We start from the raw sequence: 20,047 nt of genomic DNA on the forward strand, positions 1-20,047 counted from the left end.
TGACTCCGAGGTCTCGGAAAGTCGTCAGCGTGGCCTGCCTCAGTCTCAAATGAAGGCGGGCCTGCCGGGACCGACGGGCGGAAAACGTTCCCCGTTGCCTGGGTCCTCGCGGTAGAGCCAGCCCTCTCGCGTCATTAGCGACCGCGGCCCGGGGAGCGGGGGTTTTCGAGGGGATCCCCCGAATTTACACAGTGCGGTCGCACTTTCACAGAGCAGTGTACTCGATACCACAACGTTGGCCGAGCTTCTGGATGTTCCCGAAGATTTCGCGAAGTACGCTGCGTTCCATGAAGGAGTCTCCTGGAGTGGTCGATCTGCTCGGTGTGCTGGCATATGCCGAGCTCAGCGCCTTCGCGCGGATGACCGAGGACGCCGCGTCCCTGGCCCCCTCCCTGGCGGACCGGGCGGCGCTCAGCGAGCTGGCCCTGGCCGAGTACGCGCACTTCCGGCTGCTGCGTGACCAGCTGGCCGAGCTGGGCGCCGATCCGGAGGAGGCCATGTCGCCCTTCGTGGAGGCGCTGGACGGCTGGCACACCCAGACCGCGCCGGGCGACTGGCTGGAGGCGCTGGTCAAGGCGTACGTGGGGGAGGGCATCGCGTTCGACTTCTACCGGGAGGCGGCCAAGCGGCTGGACCCTCCGCTGGCCAAGCTGGTGGACCAGGTGCTCGCGGACGAGGGCCGGTCGGAGTTCGCGGTGGAGCGGGTCAGGGCGGCCCTGGAGGCCGACCCGGTCGCCGCGGGCAGGCTGGCGCTCTGGGCGCGGCGGCTCGTCGGCGAGGCGCTCAGCCAGGGGCAGCGCGTGGCGGCGTCCCGGCCGGAGCTGGCGCGCATGCTGGTCTCCGCGGACGCGGACGACCAGGCGGAGATCTCGCGGATGTTCGCCCGGCTGACGGAGGAGCACGGCAAGCGCATGACCGCCCTGGGGCTGTGACGCCCGGGTACGGCGTCCGGAGCAGCGGGCGCCCAGCCAGGGGGCGCGTCCGGGGCTGCGGCGCCCCAGGAGGGCGTACGGCGGCGGCGCCCAGGACGCGTACGGCGGCGGCGCCCCAGGAGGGCGTACGGCGGCGGCGCCCAGGAGGGCGTGCGGGGGCGGCGGACGTCCGGGGCGGGTGTCCGCGGGCCTCTCAGGACAGGCGTGGGGTCCTGAATCTCCTCAGGGGCAGGCGCGCGCTCCTGGGCGGGTGAGGCGGCAGCCCCACGGTGGCCGGCCGGCCGGGAGGCCGGCCTTGGACGGCTCGGTGGCTGGACAGCGCGCGCTCTCCCTGCGGAGCACGGGGCGCGAGGTCCAGCGACTGGGTCCGCATCTCGTCAAGGAACCGCCGTGGCGGCGCCAGGCCCTCATAGATGCACGGTACAGCGGTTTCGCCTTCCGCGCCCGCCCCGGCGTCGAGCGGGGGCGGGCGCGGGGCGATCGGCGGGGGTGGCTGGGGGCGCTCCCCCTCCGCGTCAGGTCAGAGGGTGCCGCCGAAGCCGACCGGACGGGACTCGTCCTCGCCGATCTCGACGAATCCCAGCGACGAGGTGGGCACGAGCACACGCCGGCCCTTCGTGTCGGTGAGCGAGACCACGCCGCGCTCGACCGCCAGAGCGTTCCTGATCTCCTCTTCGACCTGCTCGGCCGACAGCTCGGTCTCGACGACGAGCTCGCGGTGTACGGACCGCACACCGATCTTGACTTCCATCGTGCTCCCTTTCGTGCCTGTGGACGCGGCCGCTCCGAGCTGACGCTCGATGGGGGCTGGCCCCTCCATGGTCGCCCCTCCGGGGCGGGAGCGGGCGGAGTGATCGCGCCCAGCGAACGGGTTAAGCCGTACGCGGAAAACCGCTGATGCCGCGCCAGGCGAGCCGGGCGACGAGCTGCTCGGCCGCCTCCTTGGGGATGGAGCCGTGGGTGGTGACCCAGTACCGGGCGCTCACCTCGGCCATGCCGACCAGGCCGACGCCGAGGAGGTGGGCCTCGTCGCTGGTGCAGCCGGTGTCCTCCTGGATCACCGCGCTGACCATCTCCGCGCACTCGCGCAGCGAGCGCTCCACGCGCTGGCGCACCGGCGCGACGTTGCGCAGGTCGGACTCGAACACCAGGCGGAACGCCTCGCCCTGGGTGGAGACGAAGTCGAAGAACGCCGCGAAGGTCGCCTGCACCCGCAGCTTGTTCTCGTGGGTGGAGGCCAGGGCCTCGCGGCACCGGTTGACCATGTCGTCCACGTGCATGTCGAGAAGCGCCAGGTACAGCTCAAGCTTGCCGGGGAAGTGCTGGTAGAGCACCGGCTTGCTGACCCCGGCCCGTTCGGCGATCTCGTCCATGGCGGCCGCGTGGTAGCCGTTCTCGACGAACACTTCCTGGGCGGCGCTGAGCAGCTGCCGGCGGCGGGCGAGTCGGGGCAGCCGGGTGCCCCGGGGCTTGGCGTCCGGGGTTGCTGTCACGCGGGTCTCCCATGGGTCTGTTCAGTGTGCCCTGTCGGCACATCCTACGTGCGGGTAGGCGGCCTCACCGGTAGTCGTCGTCATCGAGGTCCACGACGCGGTCCTGGTCGGCCGCGTCGGCGGGATCGGCCTCCAGCGGGAGCGAGGCACGCGGCCGTCCCGTCTCCTCGCGGTAGGAGCGCTGCTGCTCGGCGGCGTCGGCCTCCGGCGCCTCGATCGACAGCTCCTCCTCCTCGAAGGTGCGGTCGTCGTCACGCGTGTCCATCTCCGACATGTGAGGTCCCCTTCCAGATGTGGATGTTCACCAGACTACGCCCGGGCGAAAAGATCCCCGTGTTCCTCCGCGCGCGCCAGCACGTCGGCCGCGGTGAAGACCAGGTCGTCGGGGTGTTCGCAGCTCTCGACCTCCTCCCACAGCAGGGGCGTGGAGACCGTCGGGCGTTGCCCGGCCCGCAGCGAGTAGGGCGCCACGGTGGTCTTCGCCGGGTTGTTCTGGCTCCAGTCGATGAACACCTTCCCGGGGCGAGCCTTCTTGGCCATCACGCTCACCACCCGATCCGGGTGCTCCTTCTCCAGGAGCTGGGCGAGTCTCCTGGCGTACGCGGACGGCTCCTCGCGGCAGTCCCAGGAGGCGTACAGCTGCATGCCCTTGTTGCCGCTCGTCTTCGGCAGGGCGGTCAGTCCCTCGACGCGCAGCACCTCGCGCAGCGTGAGCGCCACCTCGCAGCACTCCACGATGGTGGCCGGGGCGCCCGGGTCGAGGTCGAAGACCAGCGTGTCGGGCGCCAGCGCCTGCCCGTCCTCCGACACCCGCCACTGCGGGACGTGCAGCTCCAGGGCGGCCAGGTTGGCGTAGTACACGAGCGTGGGCAGGTCGTCGACGACGGCGAAGTCGATGGTCTCGCGGTTCTTGGTGCTGCCGGGCGCCGGGAGCCGGGCCGTGCGGACCCAGCCGGGAGTGTGCTCGGGCGCGTTCTTCTCGAAGAAGAACGCGCCTTCGACGCCGTTGGGGTAGCGCTTGACGGTCAGCGGCCGGCCCCGCAGGTGGGGGAGCAGGAGGGGCGCGACGCGGCTGTAGTAGTCGATGACCTCGGCCTTGGTGAAGCCGTCCTCGGGGTAGAGGATCTTGTCGAGGTTGCTGAGCACCAGCTCGCGCCCGTCGACGCGGACGGGGACCTTCTTCACGGCGTGACCTCCGCGGCGCTCACAGGGTGACCTCCGCGGGGATCTTGTCGGGGCGAAGCCCACGCCACACGGGGTGCCGGAGTCTCAGGTCGTCGGTCCACATCGTGTAGGCCACCTCCCCGACGATGTCCGGTCTAACCCACCGGTTCCGCCACGGCACGGGATCGCCGAACGGGCTGTGCCGGATCTCCAGGGGCGCCAGCAGGGCGTACAGCTCGTCGAGCGTGGCGTCGGTGAATCCGGTCCCGACGTGACCGACGTACCGGAGCCCCTCGCCGGTGAACACGCCCATGAGCAACGACCCGATGCCGCCCGCCCGGCGGCCCTTGCCGGGTTTCCAGCCGCCGACGACCACCTCGGTGGTGCGCAGGTGCTTGACCTTGACCCACCACGGGGAGCGCTCGCCCGGCCGGTAAGGGGAGTCCAGCCGCTTGGCGACGACCCCCTCCAGGCCCTGCTCCCGCGTGGCCGCGAGCAGGTCCGACTCGCCGGGGAAGTACGGCGGGGCGCCGGCGTCCAGCTCGTCGAGCAGGCCGCGCCGGTCACGGTACGGCAGGTCGAGGAGCGGGGTGCCGTCGAGGTACAGCAGGTCGAAGGGGAGGAAGGTGATGGGGTGGAGGCGCAGCACGGCCGGCTCGGGGTCGGTGAGGTTCATCCGCCGTTGCAGCCGCGTGAAGCTCGGCCGGCCGCGGGGGTCGAAGGCCACCAGCTCGCCGTCGATGACGGCGCTCTGCACGCCGAGCCCGGCGGCGGTCTTCGCCTCGCGTACGGATATCTCCGGATAGCGGCGGGTGTAGTCGGCGCCGTGCCGCCCGGTCAGCCGCAGGCCGCCGTCGAGGTGGAGGAGCGCCCGGATGCCGTCCCACTTGACCTCCAGGCCGTAGCCTGCCCGGTCCTTGGGGAGTTCGCCGGGTACGGCCAGCATTGGTTCGATCGAATGTGGCATTAGGTATGGCATTCCTTGCCCCATGACGGGTATGTGCCCATTGGCCGGCCACCTGTTACCGCTTGAGGAGTGACCATGCGCAGCATCTGGAAGGGTGCGATCTCCTTCGGGCTGGTCACGATCCCCGTCAAGCTCTTCTCCGCCACGGAGCAGAAGGACGTCACCTTCCACCAGGTCCACCGCGAGGACGGCGGCCGCATCCGCTACAAGCGGGTCTGCACGGTGGACGGCGAGGAGGTCTCGTACTCCGACATCGCCAAGGGGTACGAGCTGGCCACCGGCGAGATCGTGGTGCTGACCGACGAGGACTTCGAGGACCTGCCGCTCAGCTCGTCGCGCCGCATCGACGTGCTCCAGTTCGCCCCGGCCGAGCAGATCGACCCCATCTACTTCGCCAAGTCGTACTACCTGGAGCCGGACGGGCAGGGCGCCAAGCCGTACGTGCTGCTCCGGAACGCGCTGGAGAGCTCGGGACAGGTGGCGGTCGTGAAGGTGGCGCTGCGCCAGCGCGAGTCGCTGGCGACGCTGCGGGTGCGCGACGGCGTGTTCGTGCTGGAGACGATGCTGTGGCCGGACGAGATTCGCAAGCCGGACTTCGAGTTCCTGGAGGAGGACATCGAGGTACGGCCGCAGGAGCTCAAGATGGCCGAGTCCCTGATCACCACGATGGAGTCCGACTTCGACCCGACCGAGTACCACGACGCCTACCGCGAGGCTCTGCAACAGGTGATCGAGGCCAAGGTGGAGGGCAAGGAGGTCGTCGCGCCCCAGGAGGGCGAGGAGGAGGGCGGCCCCGCCGTGGACCTCATGGCCGCGCTGCGGGCCAGCGTGGAGGCCGCCAAGCGGGAGCGCTCCGGCCAGCCCGCCAGGGGCGGGAAGACGGCGGCCAAGGAGCCGAAGACCGTCGAGGAGAAGGGGACGCGCAAGGGCGAGGAGAAGGCCGCCCCCAAGCGCAAGACCCGCAAGTCAGCCTGAGCCCGGCAATCCGGCACCCTCGAACGCAACGCGCCGTGTGACCCACAGGTCACACGGCGCGCTTTTCGCACGGCTTCCCCGGTTACTGGCCGGGTCCCCGGGTGATCGTGACCGTGGGCCGCGGCCGCGGCCGGGAGGTCGAGATCGCGAAGGCGTCGGCGTCGGCGTGGTTGTGGTTGGTGCTGACGTTGTTGTTGCGCAGGCGGATCCTGATGCGGTTGCGGTGACCGTCGCCCCAGCCGCCGGCCTGCAGGCCGACGGAGGCGGTCGGCGTCGTGGCCGAGGCGGACGACATGGTGGCGGAGGCGATGGCGACGACGCCGCCGGCCAGCGCGACGGCGGTCACGACGCCCGCGACCGCGTGCTTGTACATGGACATGCGGATGCTCCTCGAAACGTGATGGTTGATGGCGCTACATAACGAACGAGTGCCTGCGTTCGCAGGGCCGCCGCTGGGGCGGGACCTGACGACGGTGAACGCAGGCACTCGATGGATGAGCCGAGGCTCGATCCGGAAGGCTCGACCGGTCGGCTACTCGACCGGGCCGCGGCCGCGACCGCGGTCGTCGTCGCGCGCCACGGCGATGGCGTCGGCGTCGGCGTCGTTGTCGTTGGTGTTGACGTTGTTGTTGTGGATGTGGAAGCGCAGCCTGATCCTGGAGTTGCCGCCGTTGTTGCCGCGGCCCCAGCCGCCGCCCCAGCCGCCGCAACGCCAGCGGCAGCCGCAGCCCCAGCTGTGGCCGCAGCTCGTGCTGAAGTCCACGGAGGTGGCACCTGCGGTGGCCGTGGTGGTGGCCGCGCCCAGAGCGACGAATCCGCCGGAAAGGGCCGTGGCGGCCGCGAGGCCCGCCATCGCGTGCTTGAACATGAATTCTCCCCGAAGAATGGTGAGTGAAAGTGCCGCCCGGGCGCTTGCTGCGGCGCCGCGGGAATGGCCGGTGAAAGCGCTCCGGAGGTGCTGCCGAACGCGCCGGGAAATGGGCTGGAGTTTCCCCGGTCCAGCTACGGGTCCTACGTCTTGCTATGTTTCTCTGCGATTTCTGTGGTGCCCGTGTCCGCCGAGGGGGGTCGCCGTTCGTCCTGGCGAACGACGACCCCGATGAACGCGGGCGCTCCTCAATCGTGAGCGCGGGGCTCACCCCGGCCGGAAAGCGGCGCACGGCTCACGTGCGCCCCGGCCGGCCCGGCGCTCCGATGGAGCGCCTCAGGGCTCGGACGACGGTCAGTCGTCGTCCTCGCCGTGCCGCGACACGGCAACGGCGTCGGCGTCGGCGTCGTTGTCGTTGTTGTTCACGTTGTTGTTGTGGATGTGGATGTGGATCTTCACGCGCTGGTGGCCGCGACGGCCGCCCCAGCCACCGCGGAAGCCGCAGCCCCAACGGCGCCAGCAGCCCATGCTGAAGTCACCCGACGTGCTGGTGACCGTGGTGGCACCGGCGGACGACGCGGTGGTCAGCGCGCCGACGGTGACCACGCCGCCGGTCGCGGCGGTGGCCAGCGCGAGACCTGCGATTGCGCTCTTGAACGTGGGCATTGAGTTCCCCCCTAAAGGATCGGTTGCCCTGGTTCTTTTGGCATATTCCGTCTTGAACGGAATATGCCGTGGATGGTGACCAAAAGCCCCATCCGACGCTTTTCATTTCCGGCGGCCGGGGGCTGCAAACGAGAATCGGGCCGTTTTGCTATACCCTAACGGTCCCATTGCTCTTATTAAGTGTTTATGAAATGAATTGCCATGATATGTCCGTTTTGCTCTGCCAGTTCGGCGGATATGCCGCACTAATAGAAGCAGCCACATCCCGAAAAATGCTATTAAGTCCCTTATGTCATGGGATGGTGTGATGTGTCGCGAGGCGGGTCGCTATCGTGGACTGGGCGCGAACGAGGAGGGCACATGGCAGCAGAGCCGATCCCGCACTGGCCAGGACGCATGGTCGGCTCGGTGCACGTCAGATCCACCCCGGACGGTGCTCCCGAACAGGCCGTGTTCGTCCATGGGCTGGCCGGGGCCGCCACCAACTGGACGGACCTGATGGACGAGCTCAAGGACGTCGTCACCGGCCACGCGATCGACCTGCCGGGCGCCGGCCACTCACCGGCCCCCGAGGACGGGGACTACAGCGTCGCCGCGCACGCCAGGGCCGTCATCGGCCTGCTGGAGCGCACGGGGCCGGCCCACCTGTTCGGCAACTCGCTCGGGGGAGCGGTGGCCGTCCGCGTCGCCGCGGAACGCCCCCGCCTGGTGCGCTCGCTCACGCTCATCTCGCCCGCGCTGCCCGACCTGCTGCCCAGGTACGGGCCGGTCCGCGTGGCCGCCGCGGCGACGCCCAGGCTCGGCGAGTGGGTGGCCGACAAGCTCCGGCTCGTCCCGGCCGAGCAGCGCATCAACGCCTCGTTCGCGATGGTGTGGGCCAACGTCGGCGCCGTCCATCCCGTACGGCTGCGCGACGCCGTCGAGGAGCTGCGCAGGCGCGACGACCTGCCGTACGCCGGAGCCGCCATGATCGGCTCGGCCCGGGGCATCGTCGCGGAGTACTTCGCGGAGTACTTCCGGCGCGGCGCGGACAGCCTGTGGCGGTGCGCCGCCCGCGTCCAGGCGCCCACGCTGATCATCCACGGCCGGCACGACCGGCTGGTCCGTCCCGCCATGGCCGCCAAGGCGGCCCGCACGTTCCAGCAGGTCAGGCTCGTTCTGTTGCCCAGGGCGGGGCACGTGGCGATGATGGAGATGCCCTCCGTGGTGGCCGCCGAGGCCCGCCGTCTGATCGGTGAGACGCGATTGGGGAATGCCCCGCTCACCGGCTAGGTTCCAACCTGAGGAACGTGAGATGGGTCCCCCTGGAACGGGAGCGTAGAAAGTGTCGTTGCCACCGCTGGTCGAGCCGGCCGCCGAGCTGACCGTTGACGAAGTGCGCCGCTACTCACGCCACCTGATCATTCCCGACGTGGGGATGGCCGGGCAGAAGCGGCTGAAGAACGCCAAGGTGCTCTGCGTGGGCGCGGGCGGCCTGGGCTCCCCCGCGCTGATGTACCTCGCGGCGGCGGGTGTCGGCACGCTCGGCATCATCGACTTCGACGTCGTCGACGAGTCCAACCTGCAGCGCCAGATCATCCACGGCCAGTCCGACGTCGGCCGGCCGAAGGCCGAGAGCGCCGCGGCGACCGTCCGTGAGATCAACCCGCTGGTCGACGTGATCGTCCACAACACCGCGCTGACCAACGACAACGTGATGGAGATCTTCTCCGGCTACGACCTCATCGTCGACGGCACGGACAACTTCGCCACCCGTTACATGGTCAACGACGCGGCGGTCCTGCTCGGCAAGCCGTACGTGTGGGGCTCCATCTACCGCTTCGACGGGCAGGCGAGCGTGTTCTGGGCCGAGCACGGCCCCTGCTACCGCTGCCTCTACCCGGAGCCCCCGCCTCCCGGCATGGTCCCGTCCTGCGCCGAGGGCGGCGTGCTCGGCGTGCTGTGCGCGTCGATCGGCTCCATCCAGGTCAACGAGGCCATCAAGCTGCTCACCGGCATCGGCGACCCGCTCGTGGGCCGGCTGATGATCTACGACGCCCTGGAGATGAAGTACCGCGACGTCAAGGTCCGCAAGGACCCCGAGTGCGTGCTGTGCGGCAAGAACCCCACCGTCACCGCGCTGCTCGACGACTACGAGGCGTTCTGCGGCGCGCTCTCCGACGAGGCCGCCGAGGCGGCCTCGGGCTCCACGATCACCGCGCAGGAGCTCAAGGCCATGCAGGACAACGGCGACAACATCTTCCTCGTGGACGTCCGCGAGCCGAACGAGTACGAGATCGTCTCCATCCCCGGCGCCACGCTGATCCCGAAGGGCGAGTTCCTCAACGGCTCGGCGCTGGAGCGGCTGCCGCAGGACAAGCGCATCGTGCTGCACTGCAAGTCGGGGGCACGCTCGGCGGAGGCGCTGGCCATCGTCAAGAACGCCGGCTTCTCCGACGCCGTCCACGTCGGCGGCGGCGTGCTGAGCTGGGTCAAGACCGTGGACCCCAGCCTGCCGTCCTACTGACCGCGGAGTGCTTCACCGGACCGGCCGTCCCTCGGGGCGGCCGGTTCTTTCGTTGCTTCGGGCTGTCGGTGGTCCGGAGATAGACCGGTTTCTGCTGCTGGTCCGGTTTCTGGGGATGGCACCGGGTCGCCCGCATTAAGGTCGAAGCCGTGGACATTGCCCGCCCCTGCTGGCCTGCCCTCGTGGTGGCCTCCGCGCTGACGCTCGTCTGCGCGGTGACCGCCGGGGTGGCGGCCGGTGCGGCGGGCACGGAGCTGACCCGCGGCCCCAACACCGCCGAGCTGCGCGCCGCCGTCAAGCGGGAGACGGCCGAGCGGTGGCGTGTCTGGCCGGCGGGGCGCGTCTTCCCGGCCCGCCTGGCGTACTCCGCCGAGCAGGGCGGCATCGAGCAGGCCAGCCGGATCGGCATCTCGCCGCGCACGGGCTGCGCCGGGGCCGTGGACCCGGCAGCCGACGCGGCGCTGCGCCGGGCCGGCTGCCGGGCGGTGCTCCGCGCCACCTACATCGACGCGCTGCGGGGCGTGCTGGTCACCGTGGGCGTCGCCGCGTTCCCCGACGAGCGCGCCGCCGCCCGCGCCACGGCTGCCTTCCCGCAGGCGGGAGAGCCGGTTCCCGGCCTGCGCCCGCTCGCGTTCCGCGGCACGGTCGCCGACCGCTTCACCCCGTCCGTACGGCAGGCCGGCTCCGTACGCCAGGCCGGGCCGTACGTGGTGCTGACCACGGCGGGACAGGCCGACGGGCGGCCGGCGCGGACGGCGGGGGAGCAGCGGCCGGCCGTCTTCTCGTACGGGAGCGAGCTGGCCGCGCACGTCCTGCACAGCCTGACCACTCCCAGCCTGCCCGACTGCGCCGCGCCGGAGTGGCGATGCTGAATCCCCGAGCGCTGAATCCCCGAGCGCTGAATCCCCGGGCCCTGAGATTCCGGGTGATGAGATTCCGGGTGATGGGCGCCGGTGTGGTGGCGGCCGGGGCGGTGCTGGTCGCCGGGGCGCCCGCGCTGGCCGACGACGTGCGCGGCGAGCAGCAGCCGGTCATCGACACCCTGGAGCTGCCCAGGGCGTGGCGGGCCACCAGGGGCGGCGGGGTCACCGTGGCCGTGCTCGACTCGGGCGTGGACTCCCTGCACCGCGACCTGGCCGGCTCCGTTACCGTCGGCAAGGACTTCACCAAGGGCGCCAACCCGCCAGGCGTGCGCCCCCTCCGCCTGCACGGCACGTACATGGCCTCGCTCATCGCGGGCCACGGGCACGGCCCGGACGGCTCGCGCGGCGTCATCGGCGTCGCCCCCGAGGCCGAGATCCTCTCGGTGCGGGTGATCCTCGAGGACGAGGAGCGGGGGTTCCGGGTGTTCAACACGCATCCGCGCTTCGAGAACGTGGTGGCGCGGGGCATCCGCTACGCCGTCGACAAGGGCGCGGACGTGATCAACCTGTCGCTGTCGAAGGAGCTGCCGACCAGGGAGGAGCGGGCCGCGATCGGGTACGCGATCTCCAGGGGCGTCGTGCTCGTGGCCGCGGCCGGCAACGACGGGGCGCGCGGGGGCGGTGCCGGCCATGAGGCGCCGTACTCCTACCCGGCGGCGTTCCCCGGCGTGGTGGCGGTGGGCGCGACGGACCGGCGGCTGCGGCGGGCGACGTTCTCCAACGGCAACTCCTCGGTGGTGGTGGCCGCGCCGGGCGTCGACATCATGGGTGCGGGACCGGGCGACCAGTACTGGATCGGCCGCGGCACCTCGCAGGCGACCGCGCTGGTCTCCGGAGTAGCCGCCCTCATAAAAGCGAAATATCCGGAAATGTCGCCGCCATTGGTCGCCCGAGCCCTCACCGCGAGCGCCATCGACCGGCCCCCGGGCGGCTACGACACGGGCACCGGGTTCGGCGTCGTGAACGCCCGCCGCGCCCTGGCCGAGGCCGCCCGGCTGGCCCGCCACACCGAGACCGCCACCGGCGGCCAGGCCCAGGACCCGGCCTACCCTGTGGGAGGCGGGGCGTCGGCCCCCGTCCAGGTGGTCGCGCGCGACCGGGACAGGGTCCACGCCTACGTCGCCGTGGCCGCCGTGGCTGCGGGCGGGGCGCTGGCCTCCGTGGCCGCCATGTACCTCCTGGTCAGGCGCGTGCGCCGCGCACACAGCCTGCAAGACGCATGATCCGCGTGCCAAGGGGGACGAAATACACACCGAGCGACCCCGGGAACGAGGCGGTGGTGAAGGCACGTAGGACGAATTCGGGGCTCCCGCGCGCCGGAGGGACACCGGGACGGCGAAATCCCCTGGGCTCCCAGTCCGGTCGCCGCTCGCGGGTGCGTGCCTGGCCGGCGGCCACCACCCGCGCCGGCACAGCCGCCCGGGAGCGTGCCGAGCGGGAGGAGTTGCGGCGTGGCGTGCGCTACCGCCGCTGGTTCGTCGTGCTCGTCGGCGCCGTCATGGCCATGTCGGCCGTCGTCGTGCTGCTCGGGACCGTCGGGCTGCTCGCCGAGAACCGCTCCCGCCCCCTGACCCCCGCCGAGCAGAACCGCTACAAGCAGGAGGAGATCGCCCGCCGCTGGCAGGCGTGGCCGGCGACGGGCGTGTTCCCGGAAGAGGTCAAGTACCAGGGACTCGACAGCGCCCAGCAGTACGCCCGGCGCGTCGGCATCGCCCCCGAGACGGAGTGCCGCGACGGCGTGGACGCCTCGGTGGCCGCCGTCCTCGACGACCACGGCTGCGTGACCATGCTCCGCGCCACGTACGTGGACCAGACGGCCACGTTCGTGTTCACGGTCGGCGTGGCCGTGCTCAAGGACGAGGAGGCCCGGCTGTCGGCGACCGAGCAGCTCAGCCAGGACGACCGGGTGGGCGTGCTGCCCGTGGCGTTCCCCGGCACGGTGACCGAGCGGTTCGGCACCGAGCAGCGCCAGCGCGCCGGCTGGGTGGGCGCCGGGCCGTACATCGTGTTCTCCACCGCGGGCTACGCCGACGGGCGCACGCGCGCGGCCGTCCCGCCGGAGGAGATCCTGCACAGCGAGCTGTGGCCGGCCGCCAAGTCCATCGGCAACCAGATCGCCTACTTCCTCGCCGACCCGCCCAAGGTCCCGCCCTGCACCCAGGGGAACGTGTGCTGACCGCCGCCGTCCGCGTGCTCGCCGCCGCGGCCCTGACCCTGCAGTCCCCCGCGAGCGTCCCCGTACGGGAGCAGCAACAGTGGGTGCTCGACGCGCTCAACGTCGAGCAGGCGTGGGCCGTCACCAAGGGCCGCGGCGTCACCGTCGCCGTCATCGACAGCGGCGTGGACCCGAAGCTCAAGGAGCTGCGCGGCAAGGTGACGACGGGCCCTGACATGAGCACCTCGTCCGTGCAGCGCGAGGCCAGGCCCGGCGAGCACGGCACCTCCATGGCCGCGCTCGTCGCCGGCTCGGGCGCCAAGAACGGGCTGGTCGGCGTCGCGCCCGACGCCCGCATCCTGTCCGTGCCGCTGGCCCTGGACGAGGAGCCCGGCACCGGCACCATAGAGCCGGCGCCCGCCCCCCGTCCCGACGAGGACTCCGGTCTGGAGAGCCCGCTGGCCAGGGGCCTGCGCTACGCCGCCAACCACGGCGCCCAGGTCGTCAGCATGTCGATCGGCGGCTACGGCCCGCTCAAGTCCGAGCGCGAGGCCGTCTCCTACGCGCTGGGCAAGGGCGTGGTGCTGGTCGCCGCCGTGGGCAACGACGGGCAGACCGGTTACGCCCAGCAGAAGGGCACCTCCTACTGGAGCTTCCCCGCCGGCTACCCGGGTGTCATCGGCGTGGCGGCCGTGGACAAGCAGGGAAGGCGGGCGCCGTTCAGCAGCGACAACCTGTCCGTCCTCGTCGCGGCGCCCGGCGTGGGCGTGCCCGTGGCCAGGATGGGGGGCGGCTACGAGCCGTCCGAGGGCACCAGCTCGGCCGGCGCGCTCGTCGCCGGGGTGGCCGCGCTGATCAAGGCCCGCTACCCCGCCCTGCCGCCCGAGCGGGTGGCGCAGGCCCTGTCGTCCAGCGCGCGCGGCCGTCCGGCGGCCGGGTACGACGACAAGGTCGGCTTCGGCGTGGTCGACGCGGGCGCCGCCCTCAACGCCGCCGAGCGCCTCGCGCAGGCCAAGCCCGCGCCGGACGTGTCCGACGACCTGCACTTCGGCGAGGGAGAGGACAGCCCGGCTCCGTCGCGGCCCGGACCCGAGCCGTGGCGGCTCTGGCTGTTCGGCGGGGCCGCCCTCGTGGCGCTGGTCACGTTCAGCGGGGCGATCATGGCGCTCAATCAGCGTAGAGGGTGAAAGATCCGCTATGGTCCCGCGTCATGGGATACGAGCTGCGCGTGGTCCGGGAGGCGCCGATCGCCTACGCCGACCTCGCGAGGGCGATCGCGCCGGCCGGGTTCGAGCTGCGCGGATCGCGGGAGATCGTCGCCAGGCACGGCGGCGGCGCGCACACCGTGGCACGCTGGACCGACCAGGTGGTCGGTGAGCCCGGATCCGACTGGCAGGTGGCACAGCTCGTCCGGCTGGCCGCGCTGCTCGGCGCCCGGCTGGTCGGCGAGGACGGTGAGAGTTACACGCTGCGCGACGGCGTGGTCCAGGTGACGGCCGGCGGCACGACGACCGATCTGGGCAAGTTCGACGAGATCATCGACGCGGGTCCCGCCGCGTGGGGACCGTGACGCCGCGGGGCCGCCGGTGAACCCGTACGCGGAGCGCGTCCTCCAGGTGGTGGAGTCCATCCCGCCGGGCCGCGTCATGTCGTACGGCGACATCGCCGAGTATCTCGGCGAGGGCGGCCCGCGCCAGGTCGGCGCCGTGATGTCCACGTGGGGCGGCGGCGTGCCGTGGTGGCGCGTCGTCCACGCCGACGGCGGGGCCGCCTCGGCCGGTCATCTCCAGGAGTGCCTCGAGCACTGGCGGGCCGAGGGCACGCCCAGACGGGGCGAGAAGGCCGACATGCGGACCGCGCGCTGGGACGGGCGTTCAGTGGATTCTCAGTAAAACGTTTGAGCTGCGGATTCGCCCCGACGGTGCATCTGCGGTACGAGACTCCCCTTAGCATGGGCAAAACAGGTGATGGCGGTCCGAAAGGCGGTGCCCCCCATGGCCACCGGCGTAACAGCCCAGAGCCAGGGCGGAGTTCCGGCCGCCGATCGTCTGAAGGTCGTCCAGGATCTCTGCGATCGTGGCGAACCCCTCGACGCGATCATGCGCGCGGTCGGTCCTGGCGGTCAGGACGCGGCGTTCGACGCCGAGGTGCTCAGCGGCCCGCTGGGCGCGCGGATGGACGTCGCCGTCAAACGCGGGCCCGCCCGCCGGCGCGAGCTCGTCACCCTGCTGCGCCCGTACCTCGCGGCGGTGGACGAGCGCGTCAAGCGCGACCTGCCCGTCGCCCGCCGCCTGATCTGCCACCTCGTCGAGCACCGCCCCGACGAGGAGCTCATCGACGGCGAGACGCTGGCGACGGCCGTCGCCGCCGCGGCCGAGCCGTCCAAGCGCATCCGCAAGGGCCTGCGCTGGTACGCCGACCTGCCGTTCCAGGACGAACTGCCGTCCGCGCTGTACGAGCTGCGGCGCTCCGACATGGTGCCGGTCACCCACATCGACGACATCCAGTGGGTCGACGGCAGGCTGCGCATCACCGGGTTCGCCTACCTCGCCGGGCTGTCGGTGCGCAGCCGCCGCTTCAACCGGGCGACCGTCGTGCTGCGCGGGCCCCGCTGGCTGCCGCCCGTGCGCCTGCGGACCCGCCGGACGTTCGAGCCGGAGGCCACCCACGGCGCCCGCGAGCCGGGCTGCAACTACGACTGGTCGGGGTTCTCGGCCGAGCTGAGCCCCTGGTCGCTGCGCTGGCGCGGCGCCGTGCGCGGCGTCGTCCACGCCGCCCGCCGCCGGATGCGCCACCGGCCGGCCGTGGCCGACGCCACGACGTGGCGGGCCGAGATCGTGTTCTGGAGCCGCGGCGCCCGCGCCACCGGCCTGCTGCGCGGCTTCGCGGTGGGCCGCGCCGAGCGTCCCGCCGGGCTCAAGCTGCGGCCCGGCTGGTGGGTCAGGCCCACGTGGACGTCCGACCGCGCCCTCCAGGTGGTGCTCCAGCCCAACCGGGCCGAGCTGACCGGCGTCTCCGTCGAGGGCGACCGCCTGGAGCTGAAGATCTTCCTGCCCGGCCGTACCGTCACCAGGGGGCACGCCCGGCTGGGCGGCCACCGCATGGCGGCCGACTTCACGCCCAAGGACGGCGGCACGGAGGTCGTGGTCGTCCAGGCCGTCTCCGCGCTGCTCCACGAGAAGGACGGCCGGCGGCTCTGGGTCGAGCCCAAGGGCGACCCGGCGGCCTCGGTCATGCTGGCCGACCTGGTCGACACCCGGGCCACCATCGGCGACCGCGAGATCACCGTGCTCGGCGACCGGCGCGACCGCGTCATCGTCTCGGCCCACCGCATCCGCCCGGTCATCTCCTCGGCCGTCTGGGACGGGTCCGCCCTGGTCCTGCGGGGGAGCTACCCCGACGCCCCCGGGCACCGCGTCCTCACCCTGCGCCACCGCTCCGGGCTCTGTTACGGCATCCCGATGGAGCGCGACGGCGAGAACTTCTCCGTCCGGATCACGCCCTCGGCCATGGACCGGTTCGGCGAGAGCCTCCCGCTGTCCTCCGGCACCTGGAACCTGTCGACCCGCCACCCCTCCGGCGAGATCGTCCCGCTGCGCATGGACCACGCCGCCCTGCCGGGGCTGGACGAGGAGCCGCGCGAGCTGGGCGGGCACGCGTTCCGGATGGTGTCCACCCGCTTCGACGTGCCGGTGATCGCGGTCGAGGAGTCGCGGCCCGCCGACGAGAAGGGCGTGGCCGGCACCCACGTGCTGCGGAAGGTCTTCTACCCGGCCCAGCGCACCGAGCCGCTCACCGACGCGACCGTCTACGTGGTCAACGACGGCCGGCTCTACGCCGACAGCGTCCGGGCCGTCTACGAGGAGCGGCTGCGGCGCGGCGACGACCGCGAGCACATCTGGATCGTCAAGGACGGCGCGTTCACCCCGCCGGGCGGCGCCACCGTGGTGCGCGCCGGCAGCCGCGAGCACCACGCCGCGCTGGCCAGGTCCCGCCACATCGTGACCAACTCCTTCCTGCCCGTCTGGTTCCGGGCCCGCGAGGACCAGGTCGTCCTCCAGACCTGGAACGGCACCCCGGCCAAGCACGTCGGCAACGACCAGCCGCACATGGCCCGCGACCCCCGGCCGCCGATCTGGCACCGGCAGGCGACGGAGGTACGCGGCTGGGACGTGCTGCTGTCGCAGTCGCCGTGGGCGACGCCGGTGCTGCGCAAGGCGTTCGGCTTTCAGGGCGAGGTCCTGGAGAGCGGGCTGCCGCGCAACGACGTGCTCACCTCGCCCGACCGCGAGCGGCTGGCCGCGCGGGTGCGCGAGCGGCTGGGGCTGGCCGAGGGCAAGCGGGTGGTGCTGTACGCGCCGACGTACCGCGACTACGACCGCAAGAACGCCATGGTCAAGCTCGACCTGGCCAAGGCGCGGGAGGAGCTGGGAGCCGACCACGAGCTCCTGGTCCGGGCCCACCCCATGCAGGCCATGCCCGCCGTCCCCGACATCGCCCACGACGTCACGACTTATCCGGATATGGCGGATTTGTTGCTGGTGACGGACGTGCTGGTCACGGACTACTCGTCCGTCATGTTCGACTTCGCCGCCACGGGCCGCCCTATGGTCTTCTACGCGTACGACCTGGCCAAGTACTCCTCCCGGCGCGGCCTGTACGTGGACCTGCCGGAGATCGCCCCCGGCCCGGTCCTGTCCACCTCGGCCGAGGTCGTCGAGGCCCTGCGCTCGATCGACCAGGTGGCGGCGGCCCACAGGGACCGCTACGACGCCTTCCGGGCCACCTACGCCCCGAGAGACGACGGCAAGGCCACGGCCCGCGTGGTGGACCGCCTCTTCTCCTGACCCGTACTCCTGACGTGAGAGGCCCCGGCGCTGCCGGGGCCTCTCACGTCGGCGCTGGGGGCAATGGATTGCGGGGCCAGACCATGTGAGGCCGGACGACGTGACGGCGGTCAGCCGCCAGAAGGAGCGGTGGGCGGGAAGATCTCGGTCTCCGGACGCTGCATGTACTCCATGGCCGCCGTGAACACCGGGTCGCTCCAGCGCCGCTCCAGCTCCTCCGGCGACACGTCCTCGATGCGGGTCTGGATCCACCACACGTTGCCGAACGGGTCCCGTACCCGGCCCACCACGTCGCCGAAGGCCAGGTGCGTGACCTCCGAGATCGGCGTGCCCCCGGCGGCGACGGCCCGCCGGTGGACGGCGTGGGCGTCCTCGACGTACAACCGGACGAACGCGGGCGTCGCGGGCCAGCTCGGGTCGGCGTCGAACAGCATCACGATCGCGTTCCCGATGCGCACCTCGGCGTGGCCGATCACGCCACGGGCGTCGACGACCCGGCCGAGCTCCTCGCCCCCGAACGCCTCCTTCAGGTAGTCGATGACCGCGGCGGTGTCGCGGGAGATGATCCACGGGGTGACGGTGGTGTAGCCGTCGGGGATGGGCTTGACGGGCATGTCGCCGCCTCCTGTGCCGTGTTGCGGAATGTCTGCTCCGACACTAGACAGGGAGTAGGTCAGGTTCCGTCCTACACGGTCCTCAGGAGGCGCCCGCGGTGGCGCGGAGGGCCCGGCCGCCCAGCTCGCGGAGGTGTTCCAGCAGCTCAGGGGGCTCGTGCACCTCGAACTCGCAGCCCAGGGTGAGCAGTCGGAACGCCAGCCACTCCAGGGTGTCGCTGCGGCCGTCCAGCCGGCAGGTGCGCTCGTCGACGGCCGTCACGTCCTCCGTGCCGTCACCCAGGCGGGTCCTCACGTACTCGGCCGGAGCGTGCAGGGTCACGACCGCGCGGTAGGTGGGGGCCAGGGTGTGGAGCTTGGAGACGACGAAGGCGGCGGCGTCCGGGGCCGGCAACGGCCTCGGCGCGAACCGTGCGCCCGTGGGCCAGGGCCGCTCGACGCGGTCCACCCGGAAGACCCGCCAGTCGTCCCGCTCGCAGTCGTACGCGAGGAGGTACCAGCGCCGGCCCCAGGTGACCAGTGCGTACGGCTCCACGTGGCGCCTGCTCTCGGCGCCGTCGCCGGACCGGTACGCGAAACGCACCCGCTCCCCGGCGGCGGCCGTCGTGGCGAGCGACGTGAGGATCTCCGGGTCGATACTCGGCCCGGCGACGGGCGGCGGCGCCGACGTGGCGGTGCTCAGGGCGCCGACCCGCGCCCGCAGCCGGGACGGCAGCACCTGCCGCAGCTTGGCCAGGGCCCGTACCGATGCCTGGTCGATGCCGTCCACGGCGTGCCGGGTCACGGTGCGCAGGCCGACGGCGATGGCCACGGCTTCCTCGTCGTCGAGCAGCAGCGGCGGCATGGCCGTGCCCGCCACCAGCCGGTAGCCGCCCGCGCCGCCCATGCTCGCCTGCACCGGGTAGCCGAGGTCGCGCAGCCGTTCGATGTCCCGGCGGATCGTGCGCGGGCTGACCCCCAGCCGCTCCGCGAGCTCGCTGCCGGGCCATTCACGCGGGGTCTGCAGCAGCGACAGCAGAGTCAGCAGGCGGGCGGAGGTGCCGGACATGTCCCTCAGAATGCCCTAAACGCGTACGGCCTTCATGTTCACGGCACTAGGATCATGGTCGTCGCAGCATCGAGAGGGGACCGACGTGGCCGAGACGCCGGATCAGTGGAAGAGCGCCATCGACACGACGCGCCCCAGCATCGCCCGCGCCTATGACGTCGTGCTCAACGGCAAGGACAACTTCGAGGTCGACCGCGCGTTCGTCGCGGAGATCGTGAAGGTGGTCCCCGAGATCTACGACGTGGCCACGTACAACCGGGAGATCCTCGGCCGGGGCGTGCGGTTCCTCGTCGAGCAGGGCGTCAGCCAGTTCATCGACCTCGGGTCCGGGCTGCCGACCCTGGAGAACACCCACCACGTCGCCCAGCGCGCGAACCCCGAGTCCCGCGTCGTCTACGTCGACAACGACCCGATGGTGCTGGCCCACGGCAGGGCGCTGCTCGCCGAGAACGAGCGCACCGCCGTCGTCACCTCCGACCTGCGCGACCCCTCGGCCATCCTCGCCGACAAGGACGTCAGGCGGCTCATCGACATGGACCGGCCGGTCGGCGTGATGCTGGTCGGCATCCTGCACCACCTGCACGACGACGAGGACCCCCAGGGCATCGTCGAGAAGTACATGGCGGCGGTGCCGTCCGGCAGCTACCTGTTCATCACCCACTTCTGCGCCTCCAGCGAGGAGTCCCGCGAGGCGGAGAAGAAGTACCTCGCCCTCCTCGGCACGGGCCGCTTCCGCACGGAGAAGGAGATCACCGGCTTCTTCGACGGGTTCGAGCTGCTGGAGCCCGGGGTCGTCCCGCTGCCCCTGTGGCGCCCGGACGGTCCGGTGCCGGCGGAGCTGACGGTCGGCCAGCGCCTCATGTACGGCGGCATCGCTCGCAAGCCCTGA

At 71.8% G+C, this 20,047-nt stretch carries 22 protein-coding genes; 12 read left to right on the plus strand and 10 right to left on the minus strand.

Annotated elements, in window-relative coordinates:
- Window positions 1-287 precede the first annotated feature (287 nt).
- Window positions 288-932, plus strand: coding sequence for a ferritin-like fold-containing protein (locus MTP10_RS28780; RefSeq protein ID WP_310712983.1), 645 nt, complete (start codon window positions 288-290; stop codon window positions 930-932).
- A gap of 520 nt (window positions 933-1,452) precedes the next feature.
- On the opposite strand, the gene MTP10_RS28785 is transcribed toward MTP10_RS28780, so the two are convergent.
- The 5 genes from MTP10_RS28785 to ligD (MTP10_RS28805) all read right to left on the minus strand — a co-directional run bounded on the left by MTP10_RS28785 (window position 1,453) and on the right by ligD (MTP10_RS28805) (window position 4,535).
- On the minus strand, window positions 1,453-1,683 hold the full coding sequence (locus tag MTP10_RS28785) for a DUF3107 domain-containing protein (protein WP_310712984.1): 231 nt from the start codon (window positions 1,681-1,683) through the stop codon (window positions 1,453-1,455).
- A gap of 121 nt (window positions 1,684-1,804) precedes the next feature.
- Entirely contained in the window at window positions 1,805-2,425 is a 621-nt protein-coding gene (locus tag MTP10_RS28790) for a TetR/AcrR family transcriptional regulator (protein WP_310712985.1), read from the minus strand.
- Window positions 2,426-2,489: 64 nt separating this feature from the next.
- Window positions 2,490-2,699 (minus strand): hypothetical protein, encoded by a 210-nt coding sequence (locus MTP10_RS28795; RefSeq protein ID WP_310712987.1) that lies wholly within the window; start codon window positions 2,697-2,699, stop codon window positions 2,490-2,492.
- Window positions 2,700-2,734: 35 nt separating this feature from the next.
- Window positions 2,735-3,610 carry a non-homologous end-joining DNA ligase gene (gene ligD / locus MTP10_RS28800; protein ID WP_310712989.1) on the minus strand — a complete coding sequence of 292 codons (876 nt, stop codon included), beginning with the start codon at window positions 3,608-3,610 and terminating at the stop codon, window positions 2,735-2,737.
- Between the two features lie 19 nt (window positions 3,611-3,629).
- Window positions 3,630-4,535 carry a non-homologous end-joining DNA ligase gene (gene ligD, locus MTP10_RS28805; protein ID WP_310712991.1) on the minus strand — a complete coding sequence of 302 codons (906 nt, stop codon included), beginning with the start codon at window positions 4,533-4,535 and terminating at the stop codon, window positions 3,630-3,632.
- 96 nt (window positions 4,536-4,631) lie between these two features.
- Here ligD (MTP10_RS28805) and MTP10_RS28810 point away from each other — a divergent pair, with 96 nt between their 5' ends.
- Complete coding sequence (locus MTP10_RS28810; RefSeq protein ID WP_310712992.1) at window positions 4,632-5,531, plus strand: Ku protein; 900 nt, start codon at window positions 4,632-4,634, stop codon at window positions 5,529-5,531.
- An 82-nt stretch (window positions 5,532-5,613) separates the two neighbouring features.
- Here MTP10_RS28810 and MTP10_RS28815 read toward each other — a convergent pair whose 3' ends face one another.
- The 3 genes from MTP10_RS28815 to MTP10_RS28825 all read right to left on the minus strand — a co-directional run bounded on the left by MTP10_RS28815 (window position 5,614) and on the right by MTP10_RS28825 (window position 7,065).
- The gene (locus MTP10_RS28815; RefSeq protein WP_310712994.1) at window positions 5,614-5,910 is read right to left on the minus strand and encodes a hypothetical protein; all 297 of its coding nucleotides are present in this window, start codon (window positions 5,908-5,910) and stop codon (window positions 5,614-5,616) included.
- Window positions 5,911-6,063: 153 nt separating this feature from the next.
- Entirely contained in the window at window positions 6,064-6,399 is a 336-nt protein-coding gene (locus MTP10_RS28820; protein ID WP_310712996.1) for a hypothetical protein, read from the minus strand.
- Window positions 6,400-6,753: 354 nt separating this feature from the next.
- Complete coding sequence (locus MTP10_RS28825; protein ID WP_310712998.1) at window positions 6,754-7,065, minus strand: hypothetical protein; 312 nt, start codon at window positions 7,063-7,065, stop codon at window positions 6,754-6,756.
- A gap of 360 nt (window positions 7,066-7,425) precedes the next feature.
- On the opposite strand from MTP10_RS28825, the gene MTP10_RS28830 reads away from it, so the two are divergent.
- The 9 genes from MTP10_RS28830 to MTP10_RS28870 all read left to right on the plus strand — a co-directional run bounded on the left by MTP10_RS28830 (window position 7,426) and on the right by MTP10_RS28870 (window position 17,496).
- Window positions 7,426-8,337: an alpha/beta hydrolase gene (locus tag MTP10_RS28830; protein ID WP_310713000.1), complete on the plus strand. Its 912-nt coding sequence runs from the start codon at window positions 7,426-7,428 to the stop codon at window positions 8,335-8,337.
- A 52-nt stretch (window positions 8,338-8,389) separates the two neighbouring features.
- Entirely contained in the window at window positions 8,390-9,571 is a 1,182-nt protein-coding gene (moeZ, locus tag MTP10_RS28835; protein ID WP_310713001.1) for an adenylyltransferase/sulfurtransferase MoeZ, read from the plus strand.
- A gap of 149 nt (window positions 9,572-9,720) precedes the next feature.
- Window positions 9,721-10,443, plus strand: coding sequence for a hypothetical protein (locus tag MTP10_RS28840; protein WP_310713003.1), 723 nt, complete (start codon window positions 9,721-9,723; stop codon window positions 10,441-10,443).
- A gap of 56 nt (window positions 10,444-10,499) precedes the next feature.
- Window positions 10,500-11,717, plus strand: a complete 1,218-nt coding sequence (locus MTP10_RS28845) for a S8 family serine peptidase (RefSeq protein WP_310713005.1) — start codon at window positions 10,500-10,502, stop codon at window positions 11,715-11,717.
- A 152-nt stretch (window positions 11,718-11,869) separates the two neighbouring features.
- Window positions 11,870-12,670 (plus strand): hypothetical protein, encoded by an 801-nt coding sequence (locus MTP10_RS28850; RefSeq protein ID WP_310713007.1) that lies wholly within the window; start codon window positions 11,870-11,872, stop codon window positions 12,668-12,670.
- A complete protein-coding gene (locus tag MTP10_RS28855) occupies window positions 12,664-13,836 on the plus strand; it encodes a S8 family serine peptidase (protein ID WP_310713009.1) in 1,173 nt (390 codons plus the stop codon). The genes MTP10_RS28850 and MTP10_RS28855 overlap by 7 nt, the downstream gene beginning before the upstream one ends.
- 23 nt (window positions 13,837-13,859) lie before the next feature.
- On the plus strand, window positions 13,860-14,219 hold the full coding sequence (locus tag MTP10_RS28860; RefSeq protein ID WP_310713010.1) for a hypothetical protein: 360 nt from the start codon (window positions 13,860-13,862) through the stop codon (window positions 14,217-14,219).
- A 16-nt stretch (window positions 14,220-14,235) separates the two neighbouring features.
- Window positions 14,236-14,541, plus strand: a complete 306-nt coding sequence (locus MTP10_RS28865) for an MGMT family protein (RefSeq protein ID WP_310713012.1) — start codon at window positions 14,236-14,238, stop codon at window positions 14,539-14,541.
- A 102-nt stretch (window positions 14,542-14,643) separates the two neighbouring features.
- On the plus strand, window positions 14,644-17,496 hold the full coding sequence (locus MTP10_RS28870) for a CDP-glycerol glycerophosphotransferase family protein (RefSeq protein WP_310713013.1): 2,853 nt from the start codon (window positions 14,644-14,646) through the stop codon (window positions 17,494-17,496).
- 110 nt (window positions 17,497-17,606) lie between these two features.
- Here the strand turns inward: MTP10_RS28870 and MTP10_RS28875 are convergent, their stop codons facing one another.
- Both MTP10_RS28875 and MTP10_RS28880 read right to left on the minus strand, forming a co-directional pair.
- On the minus strand, window positions 17,607-18,110 hold the full coding sequence (locus MTP10_RS28875; protein WP_310713014.1) for a VOC family protein: 504 nt from the start codon (window positions 18,108-18,110) through the stop codon (window positions 17,607-17,609).
- Between the two features lie 82 nt (window positions 18,111-18,192).
- A complete protein-coding gene (locus tag MTP10_RS28880; protein WP_310713016.1) occupies window positions 18,193-19,158 on the minus strand; it encodes a YafY family protein in 966 nt (321 codons plus the stop codon).
- 85 nt (window positions 19,159-19,243) lie between these two features.
- Between MTP10_RS28880 and MTP10_RS28885 the strand changes: the two genes are divergently transcribed.
- On the plus strand, window positions 19,244-20,047 hold the full coding sequence (locus MTP10_RS28885) for an SAM-dependent methyltransferase (protein WP_310713018.1): 804 nt from the start codon (window positions 19,244-19,246) through the stop codon (window positions 20,045-20,047).

It is taken from the genome of Nonomuraea sp. 3-1Str (genome assembly GCF_031570565.1).
GTDB lineage: Bacteria > Actinomycetota > Actinomycetes > Streptosporangiales > Streptosporangiaceae > Nonomuraea.

Excerpts from the sequence above, each read along its gene's own strand:
- MTP10_RS28795 (WP_310712987.1), bottom strand. The coding sequence starts at position 2,699 with ATGTCGGAGATGGACACGCGTGACGACGACCGCACCTTCGAGGAGGAG.
- MTP10_RS28860 (WP_310713010.1), top strand. The coding sequence starts at position 13,860 with ATGGGATACGAGCTGCGCGTGGTCCGGGAGGCGCCGATCGCCTACGCC.
- MTP10_RS28830 (WP_310713000.1), top strand. The coding sequence starts at position 7,426 with ATGGCAGCAGAGCCGATCCCGCACTGGCCAGGACGCATGGTCGGCTCG.
- MTP10_RS28815 (WP_310712994.1), bottom strand. The coding sequence starts at position 5,910 with ATGTCCATGTACAAGCACGCGGTCGCGGGCGTCGTGACCGCCGTCGCG.
- MTP10_RS28845 (WP_310713005.1), top strand. The coding sequence starts at position 10,500 with ATGAGATTCCGGGTGATGGGCGCCGGTGTGGTGGCGGCCGGGGCGGTG.
- MTP10_RS28785 (WP_310712984.1), bottom strand. The coding sequence starts at position 1,683 with ATGGAAGTCAAGATCGGTGTGCGGTCCGTACACCGCGAGCTCGTCGTC.
- MTP10_RS28810 (WP_310712992.1), top strand. The coding sequence starts at position 4,632 with ATGCGCAGCATCTGGAAGGGTGCGATCTCCTTCGGGCTGGTCACGATC.
- MTP10_RS28875 (WP_310713014.1), bottom strand. The coding sequence starts at position 18,110 with ATGCCCGTCAAGCCCATCCCCGACGGCTACACCACCGTCACCCCGTGG.
- MTP10_RS28820 (WP_310712996.1), bottom strand. The coding sequence starts at position 6,399 with ATGTTCAAGCACGCGATGGCGGGCCTCGCGGCCGCCACGGCCCTTTCC.
- MTP10_RS28880 (WP_310713016.1), bottom strand. The coding sequence starts at position 19,158 with ATGTCCGGCACCTCCGCCCGCCTGCTGACTCTGCTGTCGCTGCTGCAG.
- ligD (WP_310712991.1), bottom strand. The coding sequence starts at position 4,535 with ATGCTGGCCGTACCCGGCGAACTCCCCAAGGACCGGGCAGGCTACGGC.
- MTP10_RS28780 (WP_310712983.1), top strand. The coding sequence starts at position 288 with ATGAAGGAGTCTCCTGGAGTGGTCGATCTGCTCGGTGTGCTGGCATAT.
- MTP10_RS28870 (WP_310713013.1), top strand. The coding sequence starts at position 14,644 with ATGGCCACCGGCGTAACAGCCCAGAGCCAGGGCGGAGTTCCGGCCGCC.
- MTP10_RS28825 (WP_310712998.1), bottom strand. The coding sequence starts at position 7,065 with ATGCCCACGTTCAAGAGCGCAATCGCAGGTCTCGCGCTGGCCACCGCC.